Here is a 23,006-nt window from a genome sequence, read left to right as displayed (position 1 = left end):
AGTGCAGCGAGAAGGAGGCCGCGCGTGCCACCGGCCGCATACTGGGTGCGCCGGCGTCTCCGCCGGCTGCCGCCGCAGGCGGCTGGGAGAACGCGCCGGCCGCAAGGCCGGCGTCCATTTCGGCGCATGGCGCGGATGTTACCCGCCGGCTCTGCGTTACGCTGACCCGCGTGCTTGGGGAACGAGTACCAACCGTTGCCGCCCTCGTCCTGAACTACAACGGGCGCGACATCACGTTGCAAGCGTTGGCGAGCCTCGAAGGGATGACGTACCCCGCCTGCGAGTTGATCCACATCGACAATGGTTCCAGCGACGGCTCGAGCGAGGCGGTGGCCGCTGCCCACCCGAAGGTCACTCAGATCCGGGTCGAGGAGAATCAGGGCGTCGTCTACGGCCTGAACCTGGGAATCGAGCTGGCGGTGAATCGCGGCGTCGACTACCTCCTGTTGCTCAACAACGACATCGAGGTCGAGCCGGACTTCCTCGACGAACTCGTCGCGGTAGCCGAGGCGGGTCCCGCTATCGGCTGCGTGGGTCCGAAGATCCTCTACCACGGCGAGCGCGACCGTCTCTGGTCCGCCGGGGGCCGCATCCGCTTCCGCGAGTCGATGACCCGGGAGCGCGGCGAAGGCCACGTCGATCGCGGCCAGTTCGACCGCGACGAGGAAGTGCCCTACGTCAACGGCTGCGCGATGCTGGTGCGCCGCTCGGTCGTCGAGGAGATCGGCCTCTGGGATCCGCTGTTCCATCTGGCGCTCGACGACGCGGACTGGTGCATGCGGATGAAGGCGCGTGGCTACCGCTGCTACTACGCGCACCGGGCGGTGCTCTACCACATGGTGGCGCGGACCGTCGGCGGCTACCGGGCCTCGCGTACGTTCTTCAATGGTCGCAGCGCCGCGCTGTTCGTGCGCCGCTACGGCGGGCCGGCGCAGTGGTGCTCGTTCCTCTTGTTTCTCTCGGCGGGCCTCTTCCTGGCCTTCTTTCGCGAACTCGTCCGCGGCAACCAGGGCGCCGTGATCGCCAAGTTCCGCGGCGTGATCGAGGGCCTCCGGGCGCCGATGGAACCGCCGCCGGGGATCGACCTGCGCGAGGACCACGCGCAGGCTGCAGGTTCGGAGCGGTTATGACAGTATTGCCACCTTATGGTGGTACGTGCGACCTACTCGCTCGACGAAGCTACCGTCCGGCGCCTTCGGCGAACGGCGGAGCGGCTCGGCAAACCTCAAAGCCAGATCGTTCGCGAGGCGATCGCCGACTATGCGGCCCGTTGCGACAGGCTGAGCGAGGTCGAGCGGCTCAGGATGCTGGAAGTGCTCGGCCGACTGCGCAGCGCGCACGTGACGGGCTCGGCGGAGGCGGTCGAGGCCGAGTTGCGTGAGATCCGCGAATCCCGTCGCGTCGGCTGGGACCGCGATTCCGATCGGCGATGATTCACCTTGACACCTCGGCCCTGGTGGACGCTCTCGTTCCTCCTCACCGTTCGTTTGACCGGCTGATGTCCTTCGTTGAGGACGGCCACCGTTTGTGCATCTCCACACTGGTTCTGTACGAGTGGCTTCGCGGACCGCGAACGGTGGCGGAGCGACTGGCGCAGGAGCAGATCCTGCCGGCCGCCGCTGCCGTACCGTTCGACGCCGAGGCCGCGGCCCGAGCTGCCGAGATCTACGAAGTCGTCTCGCGGCCCCGCCGCCGCCAGGCGGACATCGCGATCGCGGCGTGCGCCCTGGTTCAGGGCGCCGCGCTCTGGACGCTCAACGAGCGCGACTTTGCGGATGTACCCGAGCTGGAGATCGTCCAGTAACCCCGTGTTGAAGAACCTGCGCGAGGACACGCGCCGTCTGCGCGCGATCAAGACGAAGCCGTTCCCCTTCTATGTCCTCGAGTCGCTGCTCTTCGAGAACGGCTACCAGGCCGTCGTCCTCTACCGGATTGCCCACTGGTTCAAGAGCCGTCGCATCCCGGTCGTGGGGCCGTTCGTCGCCCGGCTGTCGCTGTTTCTGAACAGCGTCGACATCGCGCCGGGGGCCCGCATGGGACCGGGCCTGTTCATCAGCCACGGCATCGGCCTGGTGATCGGCAACGGCGTGCGCATCGGGCGAAACGGAACGTTGCTCCACCAGGTGACGATCGGCGCCCCGACCGGCAGGCGTCTGGACCAGATGCCGACCCTCGGCGACAACGTCTTCGTAGGCGCCGGCAGTCGCCTGATCGGAGAGATCGAGATTGGCGACGACGTCTTCATCGGCGTGAACTGCGTCGTGACCGAGGACATCCCGGCCGGCACCAAGGTCACGACGACCGCGGGCCTGGCGCTGGAAGCCGCCGGTGGCGCGGAGGGCCTTGGTACGCTTGGGAATCGCCCTTGAGAACAGTGAGGAGCCGCCGCTCTGATGCATGAAGTCAGTCGCTTCTACGGGATCATCGTCGAGATGGAGTGTGGAGACACGCCTCCGGCCCACTTCCACGTCCGATACGGCGGCGCGGTTGCGTTGATCGGCATCGAGAAGCTGACCATGTTGAAGGGCCGCCTCCCGCCGCGCGCCCTCGGCCTGGTGATGGAATGGGCCGACCTGCACCGGGCCGAGCTGCGGCAGGCCTGGAAGCGCGGGCAGCGCTCGGAAGACCTGGGGAAGATCGCGCCGCTGGAGTGAGTGCTGGATTCGATGGCGCCGTCAGGCGCTGTACAGAATCCGCTCGCCGGCGTCTTCCCGCTGCAGCTCTCCCAGGTCCTCCAGCCAGCGCAAGTGCGCGATCGCTTCCCCGGTCGCGAACCAGCGCTGCATGATCGGGAAGTCGTCCCAGGACCTCGCGCGGATGTCCCAGGTCATCTCCCTGGCGGTCTCGTAGGCGTTGCGGCCGCCGTTCGCGCGCAGGATGTCGACGACTTCCTGGCCGCGGACTTCGTGGTGCTCACGGAGTTCGCGGCAGCGGCCCTTGAAGTCGTGGATGAGACTCCGGTGGCCTGGCAGGCAGAGGTCGACGTCGAGCGCCTCGACCTTGGCGATGCTGTCCAGGTAGAGGCCCAGGGGATCGTGGTCGTCGGCCCAGGCCTGGATGTTGGGCGTGATGTCGCCCAGGATGTGGTCACCGGCGATGAAAAGGCGTTTGGCCCGGTCGTAGAGCGAGATGTGGCCGAAGGTATGCCCCGGCGTGTCGATGACCTCCAGCCGGTAGCCGGCGATCTCGATCACGTCGCCCTCGTCCAGCGGTGCGTACTCCATCATCCGGCCGCTGAAGCGCGCGCCGGGGTGCCGCTTGAAGGACTCGGCCAGTTCCTCGGGCGGAAAGCCGCTGCGCCTGAGATAGACGCCCATCGGGCTGTCCTCGGACCAGCCGCCGTGGGCCCGACCCATCGAGGCGGCGTCGATGGCGCCCATCGACGCGGTTCGGCCGGGCCGCAGCAGTTCCGGAATCAGGCCGTGGTGGTCGGCGTGGAGATGGGTCGCCAGGAAGTCGGTCTTCTCGAGGTCCACGCCGATCTCGTCGAGGCCGGCGGTCAGGACCTCCCGGCACTCGGGACGGTTCATTCCCGTGTCGATGACAAGCCAGCGGTCGTCCCCGGCGAGGACGTAGCAGTTCACTTCCTTGAGCGGATTCCGCGGCAACGGAACGACGACCCGGTAGAGCGAGTCGAGGACTTTCTCGGCGACTTTGTTGGTCATGGGCGCGGAGGGTAGCAAGCGGCTACGATTCCGTGTCCGGAACGAGAGGAGACCAACGATGCCGCTGACCGAGAGCCACGTTCCCGCCGACACGAGTTCACCCGTTCTCGAGACGACCGTCGGCGGCATTCTCCGGGAAGCCGCGGCCGCGGCCCCGGACACCGTGGCCCTGATCGAGGGCGTGCCGGGCGAGCGGCGGTCCTGGACCTACGCCGAACTCCTGGCCGACGCGGAGCGCGTGGCGCGGGCGCTGGCGGCGCGCTTCGAGAAGGGCGAGCGGGTCGCGGTCTGGGCGCCGAACATCCCGGAGTGGGTGCTGCTCGAGTACGGCGCGGGCCTGGCCGGCGTGGTCCTGGTGACGGTCAACCCGGCGTACCAGCCGAAGGAACTCGAGTACGTGCTGCGCCAGTCGCGGTCGTCCGGCATCTTCTACCTGCGCTCGTTCCGCGGCAATCCGATGGAGGAGTCTCTCAAGCAGGTGGCGGACGGCCTGCCGGAACTCAGGGAGATCATCCCGTTCGACGAGTTCGAGGAATTCGTGGCCTCCGCCACCGAAGACGTCGAGCTCCCCGAGGTGAGTCCGGACGACCCGGTGCAGATCCAGTACACGTCGGGAACCACCGGCTTCCCGAAGGGTGCTTACCTCCATCACCGCGGAATCACGAACAACGCGCGCTTCACCGCCGAACGCCTCGGTGTCAAGCCTGGCGACGCCTACGTCAACCCGATGCCCCTGTTCCACACGGGCGGTTGCGTGCTGGGCGTCCTCGGTCCATGCCAGCAGCAGGCGACCCTGGTCAACCTGGTCATGTTCGAACCCGGGCTCATGCTGGCGTTGGTCGAAGAGCTGCGCGCCACCCACCTCCTCGGCGTGCCGACGATGCTGATCGCCGTGATGGAGCATCCGGATTTCGCGAGCCGAGACCTGTCGTCCATCCACACCGTCTGCTCCGGCGGCGCGACGGTGCCCGCCGACCTGGTGCGGCGGATCGAGAGCACGCTCGGCGTGCAGTTCTCGATCATCTACGGCCAGACCGAGGCGTCGCCGGGCGTGACGCTGATGAAGCCGGACGACAGCGAGGAGGACAAGGCGAACACCCTCGGCCCGGTCCTGCCGCAGACCGAGATGAAGGTGATCGACCCCGAGACCGGCGCCACCGTGCCGATCGGCGACGCGGGCGAACTCTGCTGCCGCGGGTATCTCGTGATGCTCGGGTACTTCGAGATGCCGGACAAGACGGCCGAGACGATCGACGAGGACGGCTGGCTCCACACCGGCGACCTGGTGACGATGGACGACCGCGGCTACACGACGATCACCGGCCGGCTGAGGGACATGATCATCCGCGGCGGCGAGAACATCTACCCGCGCGAGATCGAGGAGCTGCTGTTCGAGCACCCGCAGGTCGCGGACGTCGCGGTGGTGGGCCTGCCGGACGAGCGCTGGGGCGAGATCGTCGGCGCCTTCGTCCGCGACGCCGACCCGGCCGACCCGGTCTCGGACGCGGAACTCCACACCTACTGCCGCGAGAACCTGTCTCCGCAGAAGACGCCGAAGGCCTGGTACCGGGTCGATGAGTTCCCGCTCACGCCGTCCGGGAAGATCCAGAAGTTTGTCCTGGTGGAGGAGTGGCGGAAGGGAGCCTACAGCGCGGCCTGAGATCTGACATGATCGCCGCTCTTCACGCAGACTTCTTGTCGCCGCTCCGCTGCTAGCGGCGTTCTCGCATGCAGGCTCTCAGATCCAACGTCGACGTTCGCTCGGAGCAGTTCAGGAAGAACCGCGCCGACATCCTGGAGCAGATCGACCAGGTCAACGACCTGCTCGAGCAGGTGGCCGGAGGCGGTGGGCCGGAGGCGATGAACCGCCTGCGCAGCCGGGGCAGGCTGCCGGTGCGCGAGCGCGTGGCGAACGCCCTCGACCGGGACAGCCCTTTCCTCGAGATCTCGCCGCTGGCGGCCTGGAACTCGTACTACACGGTGGGCTCCGGCTTCGTGCTCGGCGTCGGCGTCATCTCGGGCACGGAGTGCGTGATCCTCGGCCACGACCCGTCGGTGCGGGCCGGCGCCTTCAACGAGTTCAACTCGAAGAAGCTGATGCGCGGTCTCGAGATTGCGCGGGTCAACCGGCTCCCCTACGTCCAGTTCGTGGAGTCGGCGGGCGCCGACCTGCGCGGCAACACGGGCGACGATCCGGATGCGCAGACGAAGCGCACGGTCGGCCACTTCGCTGAATCCGGCCGGCTCTTCTACGAGATCTCCGAACTCTCCAAGATGCGGATCCCGACGGTGTCGATCGTCTTCGGCGCCTCCACCGCTGGCGGCGCCTACCAGCCGGGGATGAGCGACTACAACATCTTCGTGAGGAACCAGGCGATGGTCTCTCTCGGCGGGCCGCCCCTGGTCAAGATGGCGACCGGCGAGGACGCGGAACCGGAGAGCATCGGCGGCGCGGACATGCACTGCCGCGTTTCGGGACTGGGCGACTACCTGGCCCAGGACGAGATGGACGGCATCCGCCTGCTGCGCGACGTGGTCCACCACCTGAACTGGCGCAAGGAAGGCCCCGGCCCGAGCCTGCCGCCCGACGACCCGGTGCTCGATCCGGAGGAACTGCTTGGCCTCGTCTCCCGCGACCTGCGCTCTCCGCTCGACATCCGCGAGGTGATCGGGCGGGTCGTCGACGGTTCCCGCTTCGAGGAGTTCAAGCCGCTCTACGGGCCGACGATCGTCTGCGGCTGGTCCTCGATCCACGGCTACCCGGTCGGCATCCTGGGCAACAACGGCGCGCTGTTCTCCGAGTCGGCGGAGAAGGCGACCCAGTTCATCCAGCTTTGCAACCAGATCGACGTGCCGCTGCTGTTTCTGCACAACATCACCGGCTACATCGTCGGCACCGACTACGAGCAGGGCGGGATCACGAAGAACGGCTCGAAGATGATCAACGCGGTCGCCAACTCGACCGTGCCGCACCTCTCGGTGATCGTCGGCGCTTCCTACGGCGCCGGCAACTATGGCATGAGCGGCCGCGCCTACGGCACGCGGTTCACGTACATCTGGCCGACCGCGAAGATCGCGGTCATGGGTCCGGAGCAGATGGCCGGCGTGATGACGATCGTCACCCGGGCGGCGGCGAAGCGGCGCGGAATCCCCTTCGACGAGGAGGCCGACCGAAAGCGCGCGGCCGGCGTCATCCACTGGGCCGAGAAGCGCTCGTTGGGTCTCTACGCGACGTCCCGAGTTTCCGACGACGGCATGATCGACCCGCGCGACACCCGCACCGTGCTCGGCCTGTCGCTGTCCGCCTGCCACAGCCGGGCAGTCGAGGGGGCGAAGGGCTATGCCGTCTTCAGGATGTAGCGGCGTCGTGTTGAGGGCGGCATGATCACGCGGCTCCTGGTCGCCAACAGGGCTGAGATCGCGCGGCGGATCTTCCGTTCGGCGCGCGACATGGGGATCGCGACGGTCGCGGTCTATGCCGACGGCGACGCCGATGCACCCTTCGTGGCCGAGGCCGACGAAGCGATCGCGCTCGAGGGTCGGTCGTCGGCCGAGACCTACCTGGACATCGAGAAGGTGCTGGCCGCGGCCGCTCGTACCGGCGCCGACGCGGTGCATCCCGGCTACGGCTTCCTGTCCGAGAACCCGGACTTCGCCCGCGCCGTGACCAAGGCCGGCCTGGTCTGGGTCGGGCCGTCGCCCGAGGCGATCGCCGCGATGGGCGACAAGCTCTCGGCCAAGGAGTTGATGCGCGAGGCGAAGGTGCCGACGCTGGAGGCGGTGGAACTCGGAGAAGACAGCGACCTGGCTGCTGCTGCGGCGGAAGTCGGCTTCCCGGCCCTGGTCAAGGCGGCGGCGGGCGGCGGCGGCCGCGGCATGAGGGTGGTCGAGTCGGAGGCGGAACTCGCCGCTGCTGTCGAGGGTGCTCGCCGCGAGGCGGCGGCTGCGTTCGGCGACGGCACCGTGTTCCTGGAGCGCTGGCTCGCCTCGTCGCGCCACGTCGAGATCCAGATCCTGGGCGACCTGCACGGCAACCTCGTCCACTGCTTCGAGCGGGAGTGCTCGATCCAGCGCCGCCACCAGAAGATCATCGAGGAGGCGCCGTCTCCCGTCGTGAGCGAGGACCTGCGGGCGCGCATGGGGGCCGCGGCGGTGGCCGCCGGACAGGCGATCGGCTACGCCTCGGCAGGGACGGTGGAGTTCCTGGTCGAGCAGCCGGCGGACGGCTCCGCCCCGACCGACTTCTGGTTCCTGGAGGTGAACACCCGTCTGCAGGTCGAGCATCCGGTCACCGAGGAGATCACCGGGCTCGATCTGGTCCGCGAGCAGTTACGGATCGCTCAGGGGGAGCATCTCGGTTTCGCCCAGGACGACCTGGCGATCGGCGGCCACGCGATCGAAGCGCGGCTCTACGCCGAGGATCCGTCGAACGACTTCCTTCCCCAGACCGGGCGGATCGAGCGCTGGCAGCCGCCGTCGGGCACGAACGCCCGGTTCGACTCGGGCGTCGAGAGCGGCAGCGACGTCGGCATCGAGTTCGATCCGATGCTCGCCAAGGTCATCGTCGGCGCGCCGAGCCGGCGCGAGGCGTCGCTCCGGCTCGCCCGGGTGCTCGAGACGACGCGGATGCAGGGGATTCGGACCAACCGCGACTTCCTCGTCGCGACGCTGCGGTCGCCCGAGTTCCTGGCCGGCGACACGACGACCGACTTCATCGAGCGCGTGGCGCCGGAAACCGTGCGCCTGCCGTCGGCCGACGAGGTGGTCGCCGCGGGGATCTGCGCGGTCATGGCCGCCCAGCACGATCGCCGGCAGGCGGCCCGCATCCATCCGACGATCAGGAGCGGCTGGCGCAACACGGTCATGCCCTACGAGCGGGCCGACTTCGAGACCGGCGCCGGCGATGCGCTCCAGATCCAGTACCGGATCCAGCGCGACGGCCGGTTCGATACGCGCGCCACGGCGGGAGAGGGCGATTCGAGCCAGCACACGGTCGAGTTCCGGCGGCGCACCGGGGACGGTGTCGAGGTCGTCATCGACGGGCGCAGGCTGCGGGCGACCGTCACTTCCCGCGGCGACCGCTGGCTCGTGCACGGTCCGGAGGGCGATGTCGAACTGCGAGAACTGCCCCGCTTCCCCGTCGCCGGCCTGGAGGCCGTCGCCGGCGGTCTGACCGCGCCGATGCCGGGCAAGGTGATCACGACCCACGTGGCGGTTGGAGATCGGGTCGAGTCGGGTCAACTCCTCCTGGTCCTGGAAGCGATGAAGATGGAGCACCGCGTGACGGCGCCTGCACCGGGCACGGTCTCGGAGTTTCGCGTCGCCGAGGGCGAGCAGGTCGCGAACGGCGAGCTGCTCGTCGTGATCGACGAGGACGCCGCCCAGGTCGCGGGGCGTTGACGCGAGGAGGATCCGCATGTCGAACCAGCCTGGTACGGAGTGCACGCTCTACGAGGTCAAGAGCGGCGCCGCCTGGATCACGCTGAACCGTCCGGAGCGACGAAACGCACTGTCGCCGACGCTGGTTACCGAGGTCTACGACCACGTTGCCGCGGCGCAGGCCGACGACAACGTGCGCTCGATCGTGATCACCGGCGCCGGCAAAGGCTTCTGCTCGGGCGCCGATCTCAAGCGGCAGCCGGGTGAGAGCGAGCCGGAGCGCATCGTGCCTTATCCGGACGTGCTGACAGCGATCTGGGAAGGCGAGAAGCCGGTGATCGCCGCGGTGAACGGTCACGCCTTCGCCGGCGGCCTGGGCATGGTCGCGGCCTCGGATCTCGTGATCACCGCCGAAGAGGCGATGTTCAGCTTCAGCGAGGTGCGGATCGGCGTCATCCCGGCGATCATCGCCGTCGTCTGCCTGCGCAAGCTCGGGCCGCACCACGGCATGAGGCTCTTCCTGACCGGGGACCGCTTCAGCGGTCGTCAGGCCGTGGACTTCGGCCTGGCCCACAAGGCCGTGCCGCGCGACGAGTTGATGGCGACGGTCCAGGAGGAGATCGACGCGATCAACCTGGGCGGCCCGAACGCGGTCGTCGAGTGCAAGAAGCTGGTCCGGGCGGTTCCCGACATCTCGCTCGCCGAGGGGTTCGAACTGACCCAGGGCTGGAGCCGGCGCATGTTCCAGAGCGAGGAGGCGGCCGAGGGCATGGCGGCGTTCCGCGAGAAGCGCAAGCCGAGTTGGGCGGCGGCCGTCGGGTCCGGCGGAGAGTCCTCGTGACGATCCAGCTCTACCACTGCCAGGGCGCCCGGTCGCTGCGTGCAGTCTGGACGCTGGAGGAGATGGGCATCGACTACGACCTACATGTGCTGCCCTTCCCGCCGCGGGTGTTCAAGAAGGACTACCTGGGGACCAACCTCCTCGGCACGGTTCCCTACATGATCGACGGCGACGTTCACATGACGGAGTCCTCGGGCATCGCCAAGTACCTGGTCGACCGCTACGGTCCGACGCCGCTCGCCGTCGACGTGGACGACCCGGAGTACGGCGCGTACCTGAACTGGCTGTTCTACAGCGACGCGACGCTGACTTTCCCGCAGACGCTGTTCCTGCGCTACACGCGGCTGGAGCCCGAGGAGCGGAGGGTGCCGCAGGTCGCGGAGGACTACCGCCGGTGGTTCCTGGGCCGGTTGCGGCTGGTCGAGTCGGCGACCTCGGACGGCCGTGACTTTCTGTGTTGCGACCGCCTCACGATCGCCGACATCTGCGTCGGCTACGGCCTGAAGTTGGCGGAGTCGCTCGGCATCGACGACTTCGGCGAGAACGTGCGGCGCTACTGGACGCGGCTGCAGGAAGTCCCCTCGTACCAGCGGATCCGAGAGGTCTGAGGCGCGGCCGCGGTGAGACGGCGTCGGCTGGACACGCCTGAGCTGGCGCCGGATGGCCGTCCCTGCGGCCGCTCGCGCTCTCCGGGAGGATGGGAAGGCGGCGCTCGCTTCGGTCGGCTGCGCTGCGAGAGGTCGGAGGTCTCTGGAACAAGTAGGCAGTCGCTTGCCTCCAGCCCGCTGGGACGGCCATCCGGTGCCAGCCCAGGCTGGACGGCGTCGGCGGTCCAGGGCCGCTTGGCTGGCGGTGTCTGGGCTCGGCGTTTCGTTGTCGGCTTGGCTGGGCTTGCCGCGGCTTTGGTGGTGGGTTGTGGGCCTAGGCAGAACCTGCCTACTCCCGAGCAGCCGATCGCGTACGACCACCAGGTTCATATCGAGGCCGGGTTGGAGTGCGTTCGTTGCCATCGGGGTGCTGAGGAGGGGGTTCATGCGGGGATGCCGTCGGTGCAGTCCTGTGCGGGTTGTCATCGGCGGGAGATTCCGGATCACCCTGAAGTCCAGAAAGCGATGCTCGCGAATGAGAACCGGGAGCCGATCCTGTGGGCGAAGGTCAATGTGATTCCCGACTCGGCGATGGTGCACTTCAACCACAGGGCCCATGCGCGGGCGGGGGTCGAGTGCTTGACGTGCCACGGTGACGTGGCTTCGATGACGGTGGCCGAGCCGGTGCGGAATGTGGCCGACATGGGCTGGTGCGTCGAGTGCCACCGCGAAAACGAGGCCAGTGACGACTGCCTGGCGTGCCATCGGTGAGGATGCGATGAGCAGCGGCAACGGCAAGCGCGGCGAACCGCGGGTCACGATCGGGCGGCGGGACTTCTTCAAGGTCTACGCCGCGGCCGGGGTGGCAGTGCTTCAGGGCTGTCGGCAGCGTGACCAGGAACTGATCGAGTCGCCGGTGCGGCGGAGCACGGCTCTGCCCGGCGCCTCCGTGTGGCGGCGCTCGATCTGCGAGCAGTGCGGCGCCGGTTGTGAGATCGAAGTGCGAACGGTCGACCGGCTGCCGAAGAAGATCGAGGGGCTGCCGTCGGGGTTCGTCAACGCGGGCGGTGTCTGCGCGCTGGGGCACTCGGCGCTGCAGGAGCTGTATCACCCGGACCGGGTGACGGAGCCGATGCGACGGGGGTCCTCGGGCGAGTTGGAGCCTGTCTCGTGGGAGGAGGCGCTCGAAACCGCGGCGACGGCGATCGCGGCCGCGCCTGATGCGACAACCGTTGTCGCGGGTGCGCCGTCTGGGCCGCTTCTTGGCCTTTGGCGGAGGTTCGCCGCGACCATCGGTGCGCCGCCACCGGTTCATTGGCAGCCGGCCGACACCGTCGTCGAGCGGGAGGCCACGCGGCTCGCGTTCGGCGAGTCGATACGGCCTGCCTACGATCTGGCCCGAGCCGATTACGTGCTGAGCATTGGTGCGCCCTTCCTCGACGGTTGGCGGAGCGCCGCTCATTTCGCAGGCTCCTGGGCCGAACTGACCGCCGACCGGCGGGGCAAGCTGGTGCAGGTCGAGGCGCGCCACTCGTTGACCGCGGCGAACGCCGACGATTGGCTGCCGGTACGGCCGGGAAGCGAGGGGTTCTTCGCGCGCGGCCTGGCCGGAATCCTCCTCGGAACGGGAACGGTCGGGGAGGAGGGGCGAGCCGCCTACGAGGCGCTCTATCCCGAAGCGCCGCCCGACCTCGCCGCGACCGCAGAGCGCTGCGGTATCGATACCGGCCGGATCGAGCGGCTTGCCGCCGAGCTCTCACGCGGCCGTCGACCGCTGGTGATGGTCGGCGGATCGGCGCTCGAGGGCGAGAACGGCGTCGCCGCGGGTGCCGCCGCGCTGGCGCTCAACCTGCTGCTGGGCTCGGTGGGCCGCGAGGGCGGCGTGTTGGCCGGCATCGACTTCGGTTTCGAAGACCGGCTGGCCGGCGACGCCGCCGCAGCGTTGCGGCCGGGGGCGCTGCCGGATCGGCTGCTCGGGGACGGCGAATCAGGCGTTGTCGTCGTGTCGGAGGCCGATCCGCTCCACGGAATGCCGGGCCTCGAGGCCGCCTTCGAGGCCGCCGGCACGGTGATCGCCTGCTCCGCCTTCTTCGACGACACGACGTTGCGGGCCGACGTCGTGCTGCCAGTCCAGACGGACCTGGAGCGCTTCCAGGCGGTGGAGCCGGATCCGGTGCGGGGCGTTCCGGCCCTGCTCATCGCGTCGCCGACCGTGGCGCCGCGCGGCGAGGCGCGGCATCCCGGCGATGTGGCGCTGGCGCTGGCCGCGGCGGCCGGCAGCGCTTCGCCCTGGCCGGGCTTCCAGGAGGCGGTCGAGTCGGCGCTGAGCGAAGCCTTCGCGGCGACGAGGGCGGCCGGCGACGACGCGAGCGATCCGGTCGCCCTGCCGGCGTCGCTGATCGCAGGCGCGCTGAACGCCCGGCAGTTCGTGCGGCGGACGACCGATGCCGGCGGCCTGGTGGGGACCGAAGAGATGAGGCGCGCGCCGGTTCCGGCCGCCGGGGACGACGCTCCGGCCGGGGTCGCTGATCCGGCTTCGCTGCCGCCGCCGGCCGCCCCGGCGGGCGTCGAGTCCTTCACGTTGATTCCGTTCGAGTCGCTGAAGCTGGGCGATGGCCGCGGCGCCAACCGGCCGTGGCTGCAGGAGTTACCGGACCCGCTATCGACGGTGATGTGGGGATCCTGGGTTGAGGTGGCCACGGCCGACGGGGATCGCCTGGGCATCAGCACCGGCGACATCGTGCGCCTCACCGGAACCGCGGCCGAGATCGAACTGCCGGCGATCGTTCTGCCGACGGTGCGGCCGGGCACCATCGGCGTGCCGGTCGGCGGTGGTCACACGGACTTCGGCCGTTACGCCCGCGGCCGGGGCGTCAACGTGAACGGCCTGCTCGATCCGAACCGTCGAGTGGCCGGCGCCGACGCATTCATCCGAGGCGATCTGCGCGTACGGCTTGAACGGCTGCGCCGACCTCGGCGCAGCGAGCGGCCGGTGATCTACGGCCGCGGCCTGCGCCAGGCCGAGGAGATACCGGTCGGCTGGGCGCCGCATGACTCCAGCCCGGCGCACGCCGCGCTGGAGGAACGCGGCCTTGTGCGCCGACTGGGCCGGCCCCGGCGCGCGGCTGCCGCGGCGACCCGTGAGGAGAAGGCATGACGCGTTGGGGCATGGCCATCGATCTCGACCGCTGCACCGGCTGCGAGGCCTGCGTCGTTGCCTGCGCGGCCGAGAACAACATCCAGACGGTCGGCGAGGAGCAGGCCCGCGAGGGCAGGACGATGCACTGGCTGCGGATCGAGCGCTACTACGAGGGCGAGTTCCCCGATGTCCGCACGCGCTTCATGCCGGTGCTCTGCCAGCAGTGCGGCGCCGCGCCCTGCGAGCCGGTCTGCCCGGTCTACGCGACGTACCACAACCCGGAAGGCCTGAACGCGATGGTGTACAGCCGCTGCATCGGCACGCGGTTCTGCGCCAACAACTGCCCGTACACCGTGCGCGTCTTCAACTGGTTCGACGCCGAGTTTCCGGCGCCGCTCGACTCGCAGTTGAACCCCGACGTGAGCGTTCGGCCCGGCGGCGTGATGGAGAAGTGCACATTCTGCGTCCAGCGCATCCAGGCCGGCAAGGACGAAGCCGCGCAGGAAGAGCGTGAGGTCGCGGACGGCGATGTGAAGACGGCTTGCCAGCAGTCCTGCCCGACGAAGGCGATCGCGTTCGGCGATCTCGAGGATCCGGACAGCGAGGTATCGAAGTGGGCCGAGTCGCCCCGAGCCTTCAGCCTGCTGGGCGATCTCGATACGCGGCCCGGAGTCGTCTACCTGAGTGGTTCCGAGTGGCGGGAGCCGGCCGAGTGACGGCGGCGTCCCAGCCCTCGGCCGCCGTCCTCGACGGTCAACTGCTCGGCCGTCTCGACCGCCGGCGTCCGGGTCTGCTCGTCGGTTCCCTCGCCAGCGGCGCGCTGGCTCTGGTCTTCATCTACTGCTGGGGCTACCAGATCGCGAACGGCATCGGCGTCACCGGCATCAACCGGCCCGTGTTCTGGGGCTTCTACATCATCAACTTCGTCTTCTGGATCGGCATCAGCCATGCCGGCACGCTGATCTCGGCGATCCTGCGAGTAACCAAGGCGGAGTGGCGGCGGCCGGTGACCCGTTCGGCCGAGGCGATCACCCTGTTCGCCCTCGCGATCGGCGGCCTGTTCCCGCTGATTCACCTCGGCCGGGTGGCGATCTTCTACTACATGATCCCGTACCCGAACAGCCGGATGCTGTGGCCGAACTTCCGCTCGCCCCTGGTGTGGGACATTGCCGCAATCACGACCTACATCATCGGTAGCGCGCTCTACCTGTTCCTTCCCCTGATTCCGGACGCGGCGGTGATGCGGGACCGCGCGGCGGCCGGCCTCAAGAAGCGCTTCTACGCGGTGCTGGCGCTCGGCTGGCGCGGCACCGCGCAGCAGTGGCACAGCCTGGAGTGGGGGATCCGCATCCTGGCGGTGGCGATCATCCCGGTGGCCGTCTCGGTTCACACGATCGTGTCCTGGGACTTCGCGATGACCCAGACGCCGGGCTGGAAGAGCACGATCTTCGGGCCCTACTTCGTCGTCGGCGCGATCTTCTCGGGGATCGCCGTGCTGATGATCGCGATGGCGTTGCTACGCCGCGGCCTCGCGCTCGAGCGCTTCCTGACCGACCGGGTGTTCAACAACCTCGGGCTCCTGTTCGTAACGATGTCCCTGGTTTGGGGCTACTTCACGTTCGCCGAGCACCTGACCGTCTGGTACAGCGGCGACCTGTTCGAGAAGAACGTGCACCACGTCCTGCTGCACGGCGACTTCGCGGTCCCGTTCTGGACGATGGTCGTGGTCAACCTGGTGATTCCGGTCGCCGTGCTCTCCTTCCCGCGCGGCCGGCGCCCGCTGCCGACCGCCCTGGTCGGCTGCGGCGTGCTCGTCGGCATGTGGCTCGAACGGTTCCTGATCGTCGTGCCGGCCCTGTCGACGCCGCGGCTGGCCTACAGCATCGGCGACTACATGCCGAGCTGGGTGGAACTCGGGATCATGATCGGAGCGGTCGGTGTCTTCGCCTGCCTCTACTTCACGTTCACTCAGTTGCTGCCGATCGTTTCCGTCTGGGAGATGCGGGAGGGCTGGCGGCACGGGGGAAGTGGCGAAGCGGGTGGTGCGACTTCGGACGCCGCGGCGACCTCGGGGACGGCGGCACCGGTACCTGGCGGAGGTGGGGCATGACGGCGGCCGCAGAGCGGCATGTGGTCGAAGCCGCCTACGAGCGCGTCGAGGACGTGCGGGCGGTCGTCGAAGCCGCGCTCGAGTCGGGCGTCGCGGCCTCGCAGGTCGAAGTGCGGAGTCCGGCGCCGCTGGAAGAAGGCGAACTGCCGCTGCCGAAGCTGAAGTCCCGTGTGTTGCTGTTCGCCCTGTCCGGCGCGGTCCTCGGCGGCCTCACCGCCTTCGGCCTGGCGGCCGGCACGGCGCTGGCCTATCCGCTGCCCACCGGCGGCATGTCGATCGTCGCCGGGCCGCCAATAGGCGTGGTGACGTACGAGGGCACGGCGCTCGGGCTGATCATCATGACCGTCCTGCGCGTGCTCTGGGAGGGTGGCCTGCTCCCGGGCCGGGCGATCCGGAGTGGCCGTGGCCGGGCTTCGGATCTGGACCACCACGTCGCGAACGGTCGGTTGTTGTTGCGGGTCCACGGCCTGAGCGAAGAGCAGGCCGGCCCGCTGCGCGACCTGAGTCGTGCTTCCGCCGTGGAGGTGGGATAGGGCCCGGCGCCTCGCCCCTTTTGAGACGCCGGACCCTGGCCGTCCGCTGCCCACTGACGGGCTAGCGAACGGCTACATGGCTACTAGAACTCGAAACGGATTCCCGCTTCGAAGCGCCGCGGCTGCACGTACGCCGTGGCTGCATCCAGATCCAGGCCGCCCGCGCAACCCTCGACTCGTGTGCAGACCGTCGTGACCTGCTCTTCGTCGAAGACGTTGAACACCGCGCCGATCAGCTCGAAGCGCAGGTCGCGTCCGAAGATGAAGCCCTTCGATACCTGGACGTCCATGCCGTAGCGGTCGTTCGCTTCCCGGCTGCCGCGCGGCTCCGTGAAGATACGGCCGTAGGTCTCGGATGCTACCGTCGGCGCGTAGACGCCCGCGGACGACCAGAAACCCTCGACCGCCAGCCCGAAGTCGAGCGGCAGATCGACGAAGCCGTTCACCTTGACCCGGTGCCTCCGGTGGTCCGAGAGATACCCGTACGTGTTCTCGAAGTGGTCCGGATAGATGTCGAAATCGACCCCGGCGTTCTGCGTATAGCCGACGTTTCCTTCGGACTGGGAGTTCGTGTACGAAGCGAGAACGTGGAACCAGTCCGTGAAGCGGGACTCGAAGTCGAGGACGAAGCCGCTGTAGTCGCGCACCAGTCCCGGCAGGTTCGCCATGACGTAGAAATCGCAGTCCGCCCCGGCGGCCGGCGCCGGCAGGTTGCCATTGCAGGTGTCTTCGAAGATGTCCAGGGTCTCCTTGGTGATGTAGGTCAGGCCGATCGATGTGCGTCGGGTCAGTTCGCGTTCGACGCCGACGCTCCACTGGTCGGCGTAGGTCGGCTCGAGCGCGGCCGAGATCCTGCTCGCGGTACTCGAGAACACCCTGTTGTAGAACCAGCCGTTCGGATCAAACCCTGCAGGGTCGGCGATCCAGTTCGAGAAGGTCAGGCCGCCGACTGTTTGTTCACCGGGGTACGCGTCGCGGCAGTTCGCGCCCAGTTGCGGCCGGAACGACGAGCAGGAGATCCAGCGGACCGTCGGGAACTGGTTGACCCTCGCGAAGCTCGGCAGCGTGAGGGCGTTCGGGTGCATGAAGCGGCCCCAGTTTGCGCGAGCGACTGTCCTGGCGTCGCCGCCGATATCCCAGGCAATCCCGAACCGCGGCTGCAGCTTGGACAGGGCCGCCACCTCGTTGCCGATGTCGTTCTCGAACGCGACTTCATCGTGGCGCAGACCGAGCTTGAGCGTCAGGTTCGGCAGTACGCGCCATGTGTCCTGGACGTACGCGGTGAACTGCCTGCCGTCGTTCTCGGCCGGCGACTCGATGGGCGAAAAGAGGAGCGTGTAGGGCGCGCCGAAACGGTCGCCAAACGAGTAACCGCCTCCGGTGGCGTTGTTCTGGGTGGCGAAGAAGTTGCTGGCGTACTCCACACCCACCTCGACTTCGTGGTCGCCCGCGGCGCCATCGGTGAACCAGACCAGATTCGTCGTTAGGTCGTCCCGGTCGCGGGTCGAGAACTGCTGGTTCGTGTAGTTCACCGAACGCGAGCCGTCGCCGAAGGAGTCGACGTGACCGATCGTGTCGAAGTCGCGGCTCTGCGGGAACGAGTTCAGCTCGCCGCGGACCGTCCCGGCCTTGATGTGCCACTGCAGGTTCGAGGTCAACAGTCCGAGCGCGTCAACGCCGAGAATTGTCTTCGGCTGCTCCTGGTAGCGGGTGGCTTCCGGCGCCACGGAGCGGGAAGCGTTCGCGTTGGTGATCGTTGCGTCTTCGCCGATGTACCGGCCGGTGAGCTGCCACTCCGGGCTGGCCTGCCACGTCAGCTTGCCGTTGAGGTTCATGCCTTCGAAGTCGCGGGTGGCCGGCGACTCGGTGGGGGTGTTCTTCGATCTCACCGGGTTGGCCGCGGCGAAGAACCAGAGTTCGTCCCGGCGGATCGGACCGCCAAGTGTGGCGGCCGTCTCCTGGAACTCGACGACGTTGTCGTCCGTGTCGAAGTGTTCGCCGCTGGTGTTGAAGTCCGTGTCGCGGTAGCGCACGTCCAGACTGCCCGAGAACGAGTTGCCGCCGGACTTCGTGACGACGTTGACCACGCCGCCGGTCGCGTTTCCGTAGCGAGCCTCGAATCCGCTGGTCTCGAAGTTGATCTCCTGGACCGTGTCGAAGTTCATGTTGATGTTCCAGGTCGCTGTGACCGGATCCGTCGTGTTCACGCCGTCCACGACGAAGGAGTTTTCGCCCAGAGTCGAGCCGAAGACGTTCGGGTTCGATCCGCCCGCGACGCCGCCGACGTCGGTCAGCACACTCTGGTAGCTCCGGTTGGCCGAGCCGATAGAGGCTTTCTTGAGGTACTCGGCGCCGAATGTTTGCGAGGTCGACACCTGTTCGGGATCGACTACGGGAGTTTCGGCGACGACCATCACTTCTTCACCGAACTCGCCCGCAGGCATCGAGAAGTGGATTTCGGTGACGCGGTTCAGTCGGACCTCGACCTCGGTCCGTTGTTGCGGGATGAAGCCATCCAACTCGGCTTCGACGGTGTAGACGCCCGGCGGCAGGCTGGGGAAACTGAAGCCGCCGTCGGCGTTCGCGAAGTCGGTTCGAGAGCCCATCAGGTTGGGCGAGTTGACGGTTACCGTGACGCCGGGAAGCGCTGTGCCGTCGGCGTCCATGACCTGTCCGGCCAGCCGGCCCGTGAGTTGAGCGGCCGTCGGGGCGGCCAGGAAAGCAAGCGCCAGAGCGGCGCATAGACCGAGGACCGCGCTTCGGCTCAGGCCGGTGCGGTTTTTTCGGTGCTCGGTTTGAAGATGTGACAACACGGAAGGTCCCTCCTGTTGTGGGGCGCAAGTCCGTTGAGCAAGGCGGATGCCAGTTGTTGTGACGAAGGGCGGCGAGGCACCGGATCAAGCCGTTTGGTGTTGTTCCCGCGCGGGTTTCTGGATTTCGGACCCTGGTTGGCTCTCAGACGTTCCAAGATGGCAATTCACTGCCCTGGACGGATCTCCTACGAGGCTCTGGATCCGGCGGATCCATGATTCGGATCCCGGATTCCGGTTCTTGAATCAGGCGGCCGTCCGAAGTGGCGACCGGGACGCCCGGACTGTGGCGTCTGCCGGCCGGCTGCGATAGCTTCACGGCCTCAAATCACAGAGCCCTGTCTTTCTGGGAGAAGGAGCAAGAGAGCCATGCCCGATCTCGATCCGTTCGGCATCGACGCCGAGTTGTACGACCTTTCGATGTCCGAGGGGGCCAAGCCGCTTCTGACGAAGGTCAAGAACTTCATGGCCGACTACGTCGAGCCGATCACCGAGGAGTACTACCGCCGCGGCGAAGGGCGGGAGGACCGCTGGAGCTACGGCGAGGGGCAGTTGGAGCTGCTCGACGGCGCCAAGGCGAAGGCCAGGGAGATGGGCCTGTGGAACTTCTTCCTGCCGGACGCCGAGACGGGCGAAGGCCTGAAGAACCTCGACTACGCCTACATCGCCCAGGAACTGGGCAAGAACCCGCTCGCCTCGCAGTGCATGAACTGCAGCGCCCCGGACACCGGCAACATGGAAGTGCTCGAGCGCGTCGGCACGGAAGAGCAGAAGGAGAAGTGGCTGGAGCCGCTGCTCAACGGCGAGATCCGATCCTGCTTCGGCATGACGGAGCCGAACCTGGCCTCTTCGGACGCGAAGAACATCGGCACACGCGCGACCCTCGATGGCGACGAGTGGCTGATCCAGGGCGAGAAGTACTACATCTCCGGCGCCGGCGACCCGCGCTGCAAGATCATGATCTGCATGGTCAAGACCAGCCCGGGCGGGCCGGCGCACCGCCAGCAGTCCCAGATCCTGGTGCCGATGGACACCCCGGGTGTGAATGTCCTGGGGCCGATGAAGGTCTTCGGCCACGACCACGCGCCCCACGGCCACATGCACATCAAGCTGGACAACGTGCGCGTGCCGAAGGAGAACATCCTGCTCGGCGAGGGCCGCGGTTTCGAGATCTCCCAGCTCCGGCTGGGTCCGGGCCGCATCCACCACTGCATGCGGTCCGTGGGCCAGGCGGAGAAGGCCCTGGACCTGATGGTCAAGCGCGGCATGTCCCGCGAGGCCTTCGGCCGGCCGATCATCCAGCTCGGCAAGAACATCGAGGTCGTGTCGCGCGCCCGCATCGACATCGAGGCGATGCGTCTCATGGTCCTGCGCGCCGCCAAGGCGATGGACGTTCTCGGCAACCGCGAGGCGCGGGTGTGGGTCCACGCCGTCAAGGCGATGATCCCCGAGCGCACCTGCCAGATCATCGACCAGGCGATCCAGATGCACGGCGCCACCGGCGTCTCGCAGTGGACGCCGCTTGCCGACATGTACACCGGTCAGCGGACGCTACGCATCGCGGACGGCCCGGACGAGGTCCATCACCTCGTCGTCGGCCGCGCCGAACTGCGGCGGTACACCGAGGAGGAGAGCGCCGCGAATTAGTTGGCGTCACCAGCGGCGCGAGGGCGCGGCGGCGTCGGCTACACCCGCCCGGGCGAGCGCCGGAAGGCCGTCCCTGCGGCCGCTCGCGCTTTCCTGGTTGGTGGGGTGTCGGCGCTCGCTTCGGTCGGCTGCGCTGCGTGGCTTTCGAGGTGCGTGGAGCGGCATGGGGAGACGCTTGCCTCCAGCCCGCTGGGACGGCCTTCCGGCGCTCGCCCGGGCTGGACGTTGCCGGTGGTCGCGGCTCAGCGGCCGCGGATGTGGCTTCGGACGCTTTGGGAGGGCGTTGCGAGACCGAAGATCGGCGCCCGTCTACGTCTAAGTCGATAGCGCCTGAGTCGTCTTTGAAGTAGACGTGGATAGCTGTCGTGTGTATGCTCCATACACATACTGATGGACGAGGCGCAGAGGAGAATGGCCAGAGTGCAGTTACTGATCCCGGATGAGGACCGAGACAGGTTCGTCCATCAGGCCAGGAGGGAGGGCATGACGCTGAGCGCGTGGTTGAGGGCGGCCGCACATCAGCGGCTGGCTGCAGGGCAGCGATCCGATCCGTTCGAGACGCCAGAGGACCTCGAGGCGTTCTTCCAGGGCTGCGATGCGATCGAAGGCCCCGATGCCGAACCGGAGTGGGGCGAACACCTCGCGGTCATCGATGAGTCGCGTAGACGGGGCGCTTCCAGTACGTGATCTTCGTTGACACGAACGTGTTCATGTACGCGGTAGGCCGTCCGCACGCGCTAAGGGACACGGCTCGCAAGTTCTTCGCGGACTGTGTCGACAATGCAACGCCTCTTTGCACCTCGGCTGAGGTGGTCCAGGAGCTGGTTCATGCCTACCTGCCAGTGGCCCGACTACGGGCGCTCGACCGGGCGCTGTCGTTGATCACCAGAGCCAGGGTTGAGGTCTGGCCGCTTGAACACGAGGACGTGACGTTGGCCAGACAGCTCCACGAACTGCACCCAGCTCTGGGAGCCAGGGACCTCTGCCATCTCGCCAGTTGCCGCCGTCGCGGTGTGCGAGAGGTGCGTACCTTCGATCAGGCGCTGGGAGCCGTTGCTGGCGCGAGCGCCGGATGAGGGCTTGTTGGGGCCGCGATCGGACGTACACCGGAGTTGAGTAGTTCCTGAGCCTGACCCCAGGCGGACGCGGCGGCCAGAAGGCCGCGGGCGCCAACCTGGAGCCGCAGCCTCACAAGGAGTAGACCCGGGCCGCGGTCCGGTAGAACATGGCGTCCTGTTCGTCGTCCGGGAAGCCGGCCGCGATCTTCTTCAGGCCGTTGTACATCGCGTGGTACGGGATCGAGAGCTTGTCGACGGGGAAGTTGCTCTCGAACATGCAGCGGTCCGGGCCGAAGCACTCGATCGTGTGCAGGTAGTAGCGGCGCTGCGCGGCGACGAGCTCGTCGGAGGTCGCGGGAGTGGCGCGTTCGCTCCAGCCGAAGCCGTTGTCGGGCATCGCGAGGCCACCGATCTTGGCGACCACGTTGGGGCACGCGGCGATCTCGGCGATGTCGTCCTTCCAGGCCTCGAAGATCTCCTCGCGCCTGTCGGCGTAGGGGCCGACGCCCAGCGGCGTACCGAAGTGGTCGAGGATCATCGTCGTCCCGGGCACGGCGCGCGCCAGGGCCGCGAAGTCGCGGTTCTGGTGGTGGTAGTGCCAGGTGTCGAAGGTCAGGCCGCGGTCGCCCAGCACCTTCATGCCGCGCCGGAAGTCCTCGCGGGCGTAGAGGCCCTCGGGCGCGCGCCCGGCGATGCGCAGGTGCTCGGGGTGGGGGTCGCGGGCGCCGGAGTGGCGGATGCCCCGGAACAGTCCGTTGCCGGCCTCCTCGTGGGAATCGAGCACTTCCGCGACGCCTTCGCCCAGGGTCAGGTTCGCGTGGCTGACGATGCCGGAAATCGTGGCCCCATCGCCTTCGGCCGAGGCAGCGGCGTTCTCCGCCACGAATTCCGTCTCACCGACGCACCGCAAGTGCTCCGGACCGTCCTTCCGGTAGCAGGCCCGGCACTCGACGAACACGGTCTTCTCGACGTTGTGGCTCTCGCCGTCGGAGCCGACTGCCTCCGTGTCGCCCCACAGGTCTTCGAGCAGATAGTCGCCGGTGGGACGCCGCCAGAGATGGTGGTGTGGATCGACGATCCGGCGGGACGGGTCGACGGTTTCTTCCTGGACCTGGGCAAGCCACTCGGGCGTGCCGGGATCGGGTGCTGACATGGCGTCTCCTGCGTCGTTGGGGGCGCTACCGTAGCAGCCTTGGGCGTCCAGCCAACGTGGGCGGGCGCAGCTGCAGGCCAGCGC

21 protein-coding genes are annotated in these 23,006 nt (G+C 68.1%); 18 read left to right on the top strand and 3 right to left on the bottom strand.

Annotated features, from left to right (window positions below; translation table 11 throughout):
* Positions 1–170 precede the first annotated feature (170 nt).
* Genes OXI49_13425 through OXI49_13405 form a run of 5 tightly spaced genes read left to right on the top strand, consistent with a single transcriptional unit; the run spans position 171 to position 2,654 of the window.
* Complete coding sequence (locus OXI49_13425) at positions 171–1,130, top strand: glycosyltransferase family 2 protein (protein ID MDE2691512.1); 960 nt, start codon at positions 171–173, stop codon at positions 1,128–1,130.
* A gap of 15 nt (positions 1,131–1,145) precedes the next feature.
* On the top strand, positions 1,146–1,433 hold the full coding sequence (locus OXI49_13420) for a ribbon-helix-helix protein, CopG family (protein MDE2691511.1): 288 nt from the start codon (positions 1,146–1,148) through the stop codon (positions 1,431–1,433).
* Entirely contained in the window at positions 1,430–1,804 is a 375-nt protein-coding gene (locus OXI49_13415) for a type II toxin-antitoxin system VapC family toxin (protein ID MDE2691510.1), read from the top strand. The genes OXI49_13420 and OXI49_13415 overlap by 4 nt, the downstream gene beginning before the upstream one ends.
* A 7-nt stretch (positions 1,805–1,811) precedes the next feature.
* Positions 1,812–2,369: a serine O-acetyltransferase gene (locus OXI49_13410; protein MDE2691509.1), complete on the top strand. Its 558-nt coding sequence runs from the start codon at positions 1,812–1,814 to the stop codon at positions 2,367–2,369.
* A 24-nt stretch (positions 2,370–2,393) separates the two neighbouring features.
* Entirely contained in the window at positions 2,394–2,654 is a 261-nt protein-coding gene (locus OXI49_13405) for a DUF4160 domain-containing protein (GenBank protein ID MDE2691508.1), read from the top strand.
* A 21-nt stretch (positions 2,655–2,675) separates the two neighbouring features.
* Here OXI49_13405 and OXI49_13400 read toward each other — a convergent pair whose 3' ends face one another.
* On the bottom strand, positions 2,676–3,665 hold the full coding sequence (locus OXI49_13400; protein ID MDE2691507.1) for an MBL fold metallo-hydrolase: 990 nt from the start codon (positions 3,663–3,665) through the stop codon (positions 2,676–2,678).
* 58 nt (positions 3,666–3,723) lie between these two features.
* On the opposite strand from OXI49_13400, the gene OXI49_13395 reads away from it, so the two are divergent.
* The 10 genes from OXI49_13395 (at position 3,724) to OXI49_13350 (ending at position 16,254) form a co-directional block, all read left to right on the top strand.
* A complete protein-coding gene (locus tag OXI49_13395; protein MDE2691506.1) occupies positions 3,724–5,325 on the top strand; it encodes an AMP-binding protein in 1,602 nt (533 codons plus the stop codon).
* Positions 5,326–5,393: 68 nt separating this feature from the next.
* Positions 5,394–7,025 carry an acyl-CoA carboxylase subunit beta gene (locus tag OXI49_13390; GenBank protein ID MDE2691505.1) on the top strand — a complete coding sequence of 544 codons (1,632 nt, stop codon included), beginning with the start codon at positions 5,394–5,396 and terminating at the stop codon, positions 7,023–7,025.
* Between the two features lie 21 nt (positions 7,026–7,046).
* Positions 7,047–9,065 carry an ATP-grasp domain-containing protein gene (locus tag OXI49_13385; GenBank protein MDE2691504.1) on the top strand — a complete coding sequence of 673 codons (2,019 nt, stop codon included), beginning with the start codon at positions 7,047–7,049 and terminating at the stop codon, positions 9,063–9,065.
* Between the two features lie 16 nt (positions 9,066–9,081).
* Positions 9,082–9,885 (top strand): enoyl-CoA hydratase-related protein, encoded by an 804-nt coding sequence (locus OXI49_13380; GenBank protein MDE2691503.1) that lies wholly within the window; start codon positions 9,082–9,084, stop codon positions 9,883–9,885.
* Positions 9,882–10,493 (top strand): glutathione S-transferase family protein, encoded by a 612-nt coding sequence (locus tag OXI49_13375; protein MDE2691502.1) that lies wholly within the window; start codon positions 9,882–9,884, stop codon positions 10,491–10,493. The genes OXI49_13380 and OXI49_13375 overlap by 4 nt, the downstream gene beginning before the upstream one ends.
* Before the next feature lie 504 nt (positions 10,494–10,997).
* Positions 10,998–11,243, top strand: a complete 246-nt coding sequence (locus OXI49_13370) for a cytochrome c3 (protein MDE2691501.1) — start codon at positions 10,998–11,000, stop codon at positions 11,241–11,243.
* Between the two features lie 7 nt (positions 11,244–11,250).
* Positions 11,251–13,629: a molybdopterin-dependent oxidoreductase gene (locus OXI49_13365; protein ID MDE2691500.1), complete on the top strand. Its 2,379-nt coding sequence runs from the start codon at positions 11,251–11,253 to the stop codon at positions 13,627–13,629.
* Entirely contained in the window at positions 13,626–14,327 is a 702-nt protein-coding gene (locus OXI49_13360) for a 4Fe-4S dicluster domain-containing protein (protein MDE2691499.1), read from the top strand. Before OXI49_13365 ends, OXI49_13360 begins: the two co-directional genes overlap by 4 nt.
* A complete protein-coding gene (gene nrfD / locus OXI49_13355) occupies positions 14,324–15,721 on the top strand; it encodes a polysulfide reductase NrfD (GenBank protein ID MDE2691498.1) in 1,398 nt (465 codons plus the stop codon). The genes OXI49_13360 and nrfD overlap by 4 nt, the downstream gene beginning before the upstream one ends.
* Positions 15,718–16,254 (top strand): DUF3341 domain-containing protein, encoded by a 537-nt coding sequence (locus tag OXI49_13350; GenBank protein ID MDE2691497.1) that lies wholly within the window; start codon positions 15,718–15,720, stop codon positions 16,252–16,254. The genes nrfD and OXI49_13350 overlap by 4 nt, the downstream gene beginning before the upstream one ends.
* Positions 16,255–16,337: 83 nt before the next feature.
* Here the strand turns inward: OXI49_13350 and OXI49_13345 are convergent, their stop codons facing one another.
* The gene (locus OXI49_13345) at positions 16,338–19,067 is read right to left on the bottom strand and encodes a TonB-dependent receptor (protein ID MDE2691496.1); all 2,730 of its coding nucleotides are present in this window, start codon (positions 19,065–19,067) and stop codon (positions 16,338–16,340) included.
* 366 nt (positions 19,068–19,433) lie between these two features.
* Between OXI49_13345 and OXI49_13340 the strand changes: the two genes are divergently transcribed.
* From OXI49_13340 to OXI49_13330, 3 genes are all read left to right on the top strand, one after another.
* Entirely contained in the window at positions 19,434–20,711 is a 1,278-nt protein-coding gene (locus OXI49_13340; protein MDE2691495.1) for an acyl-CoA dehydrogenase family protein, read from the top strand.
* 390 nt (positions 20,712–21,101) lie between these two features.
* Positions 21,102–21,398, top strand: coding sequence for an antitoxin (locus tag OXI49_13335; GenBank protein MDE2691494.1), 297 nt, complete (start codon positions 21,102–21,104; stop codon positions 21,396–21,398).
* A complete protein-coding gene (locus OXI49_13330; protein ID MDE2691493.1) occupies positions 21,395–21,787 on the top strand; it encodes a type II toxin-antitoxin system VapC family toxin in 393 nt (130 codons plus the stop codon). The genes OXI49_13335 and OXI49_13330 overlap by 4 nt, the downstream gene beginning before the upstream one ends.
* A gap of 112 nt (positions 21,788–21,899) precedes the next feature.
* Here the strand turns inward: OXI49_13330 and OXI49_13325 are convergent, their stop codons facing one another.
* Positions 21,900–22,922 (bottom strand): amidohydrolase family protein, encoded by a 1,023-nt coding sequence (locus OXI49_13325; protein MDE2691492.1) that lies wholly within the window; start codon positions 22,920–22,922, stop codon positions 21,900–21,902.
* Positions 22,923–23,006: the final 84 nt, after the last annotated feature.

It is taken from the genome of Acidobacteriota bacterium (assembly GCA_028875725.1).
Classification (GTDB): Bacteria; Acidobacteriota; Thermoanaerobaculia; order Multivoradales; family Multivoraceae; genus Multivorans.
This window is presented reverse-complemented; position numbering and strand designations above follow the sequence as displayed.

Excerpts from the sequence above, each read along its gene's own strand:
- OXI49_13420 (MDE2691511.1), top strand. The coding sequence starts at position 1,146 with ATGGTGGTACGTGCGACCTACTCGCTCGACGAAGCTACCGTCCGGCGC.
- OXI49_13415 (MDE2691510.1), top strand. The coding sequence starts at position 1,430 with ATGATTCACCTTGACACCTCGGCCCTGGTGGACGCTCTCGTTCCTCCT.
- OXI49_13405 (MDE2691508.1), top strand. The coding sequence starts at position 2,394 with ATGCATGAAGTCAGTCGCTTCTACGGGATCATCGTCGAGATGGAGTGT.
- OXI49_13400 (MDE2691507.1), bottom strand. The coding sequence starts at position 3,665 with ATGACCAACAAAGTCGCCGAGAAAGTCCTCGACTCGCTCTACCGGGTC.
- OXI49_13395 (MDE2691506.1), top strand. The coding sequence starts at position 3,724 with ATGCCGCTGACCGAGAGCCACGTTCCCGCCGACACGAGTTCACCCGTT.
- OXI49_13390 (MDE2691505.1), top strand. The coding sequence starts at position 5,394 with ATGCAGGCTCTCAGATCCAACGTCGACGTTCGCTCGGAGCAGTTCAGG.
- OXI49_13385 (MDE2691504.1), top strand. The coding sequence starts at position 7,047 with ATGATCACGCGGCTCCTGGTCGCCAACAGGGCTGAGATCGCGCGGCGG.
- OXI49_13380 (MDE2691503.1), top strand. The coding sequence starts at position 9,082 with ATGTCGAACCAGCCTGGTACGGAGTGCACGCTCTACGAGGTCAAGAGC.
- OXI49_13370 (MDE2691501.1), top strand. The coding sequence starts at position 10,998 with ATGCTCGCGAATGAGAACCGGGAGCCGATCCTGTGGGCGAAGGTCAAT.
- OXI49_13365 (MDE2691500.1), top strand. The coding sequence starts at position 11,251 with ATGAGCAGCGGCAACGGCAAGCGCGGCGAACCGCGGGTCACGATCGGG.
- OXI49_13360 (MDE2691499.1), top strand. The coding sequence starts at position 13,626 with ATGACGCGTTGGGGCATGGCCATCGATCTCGACCGCTGCACCGGCTGC.
- OXI49_13350 (MDE2691497.1), top strand. The coding sequence starts at position 15,718 with ATGACGGCGGCCGCAGAGCGGCATGTGGTCGAAGCCGCCTACGAGCGC.
- OXI49_13340 (MDE2691495.1), top strand. The coding sequence starts at position 19,434 with ATGCCCGATCTCGATCCGTTCGGCATCGACGCCGAGTTGTACGACCTT.
- OXI49_13335 (MDE2691494.1), top strand. The coding sequence starts at position 21,102 with ATGGACGAGGCGCAGAGGAGAATGGCCAGAGTGCAGTTACTGATCCCG.
- OXI49_13325 (MDE2691492.1), bottom strand. The coding sequence starts at position 22,922 with ATGTCAGCACCCGATCCCGGCACGCCCGAGTGGCTTGCCCAGGTCCAG.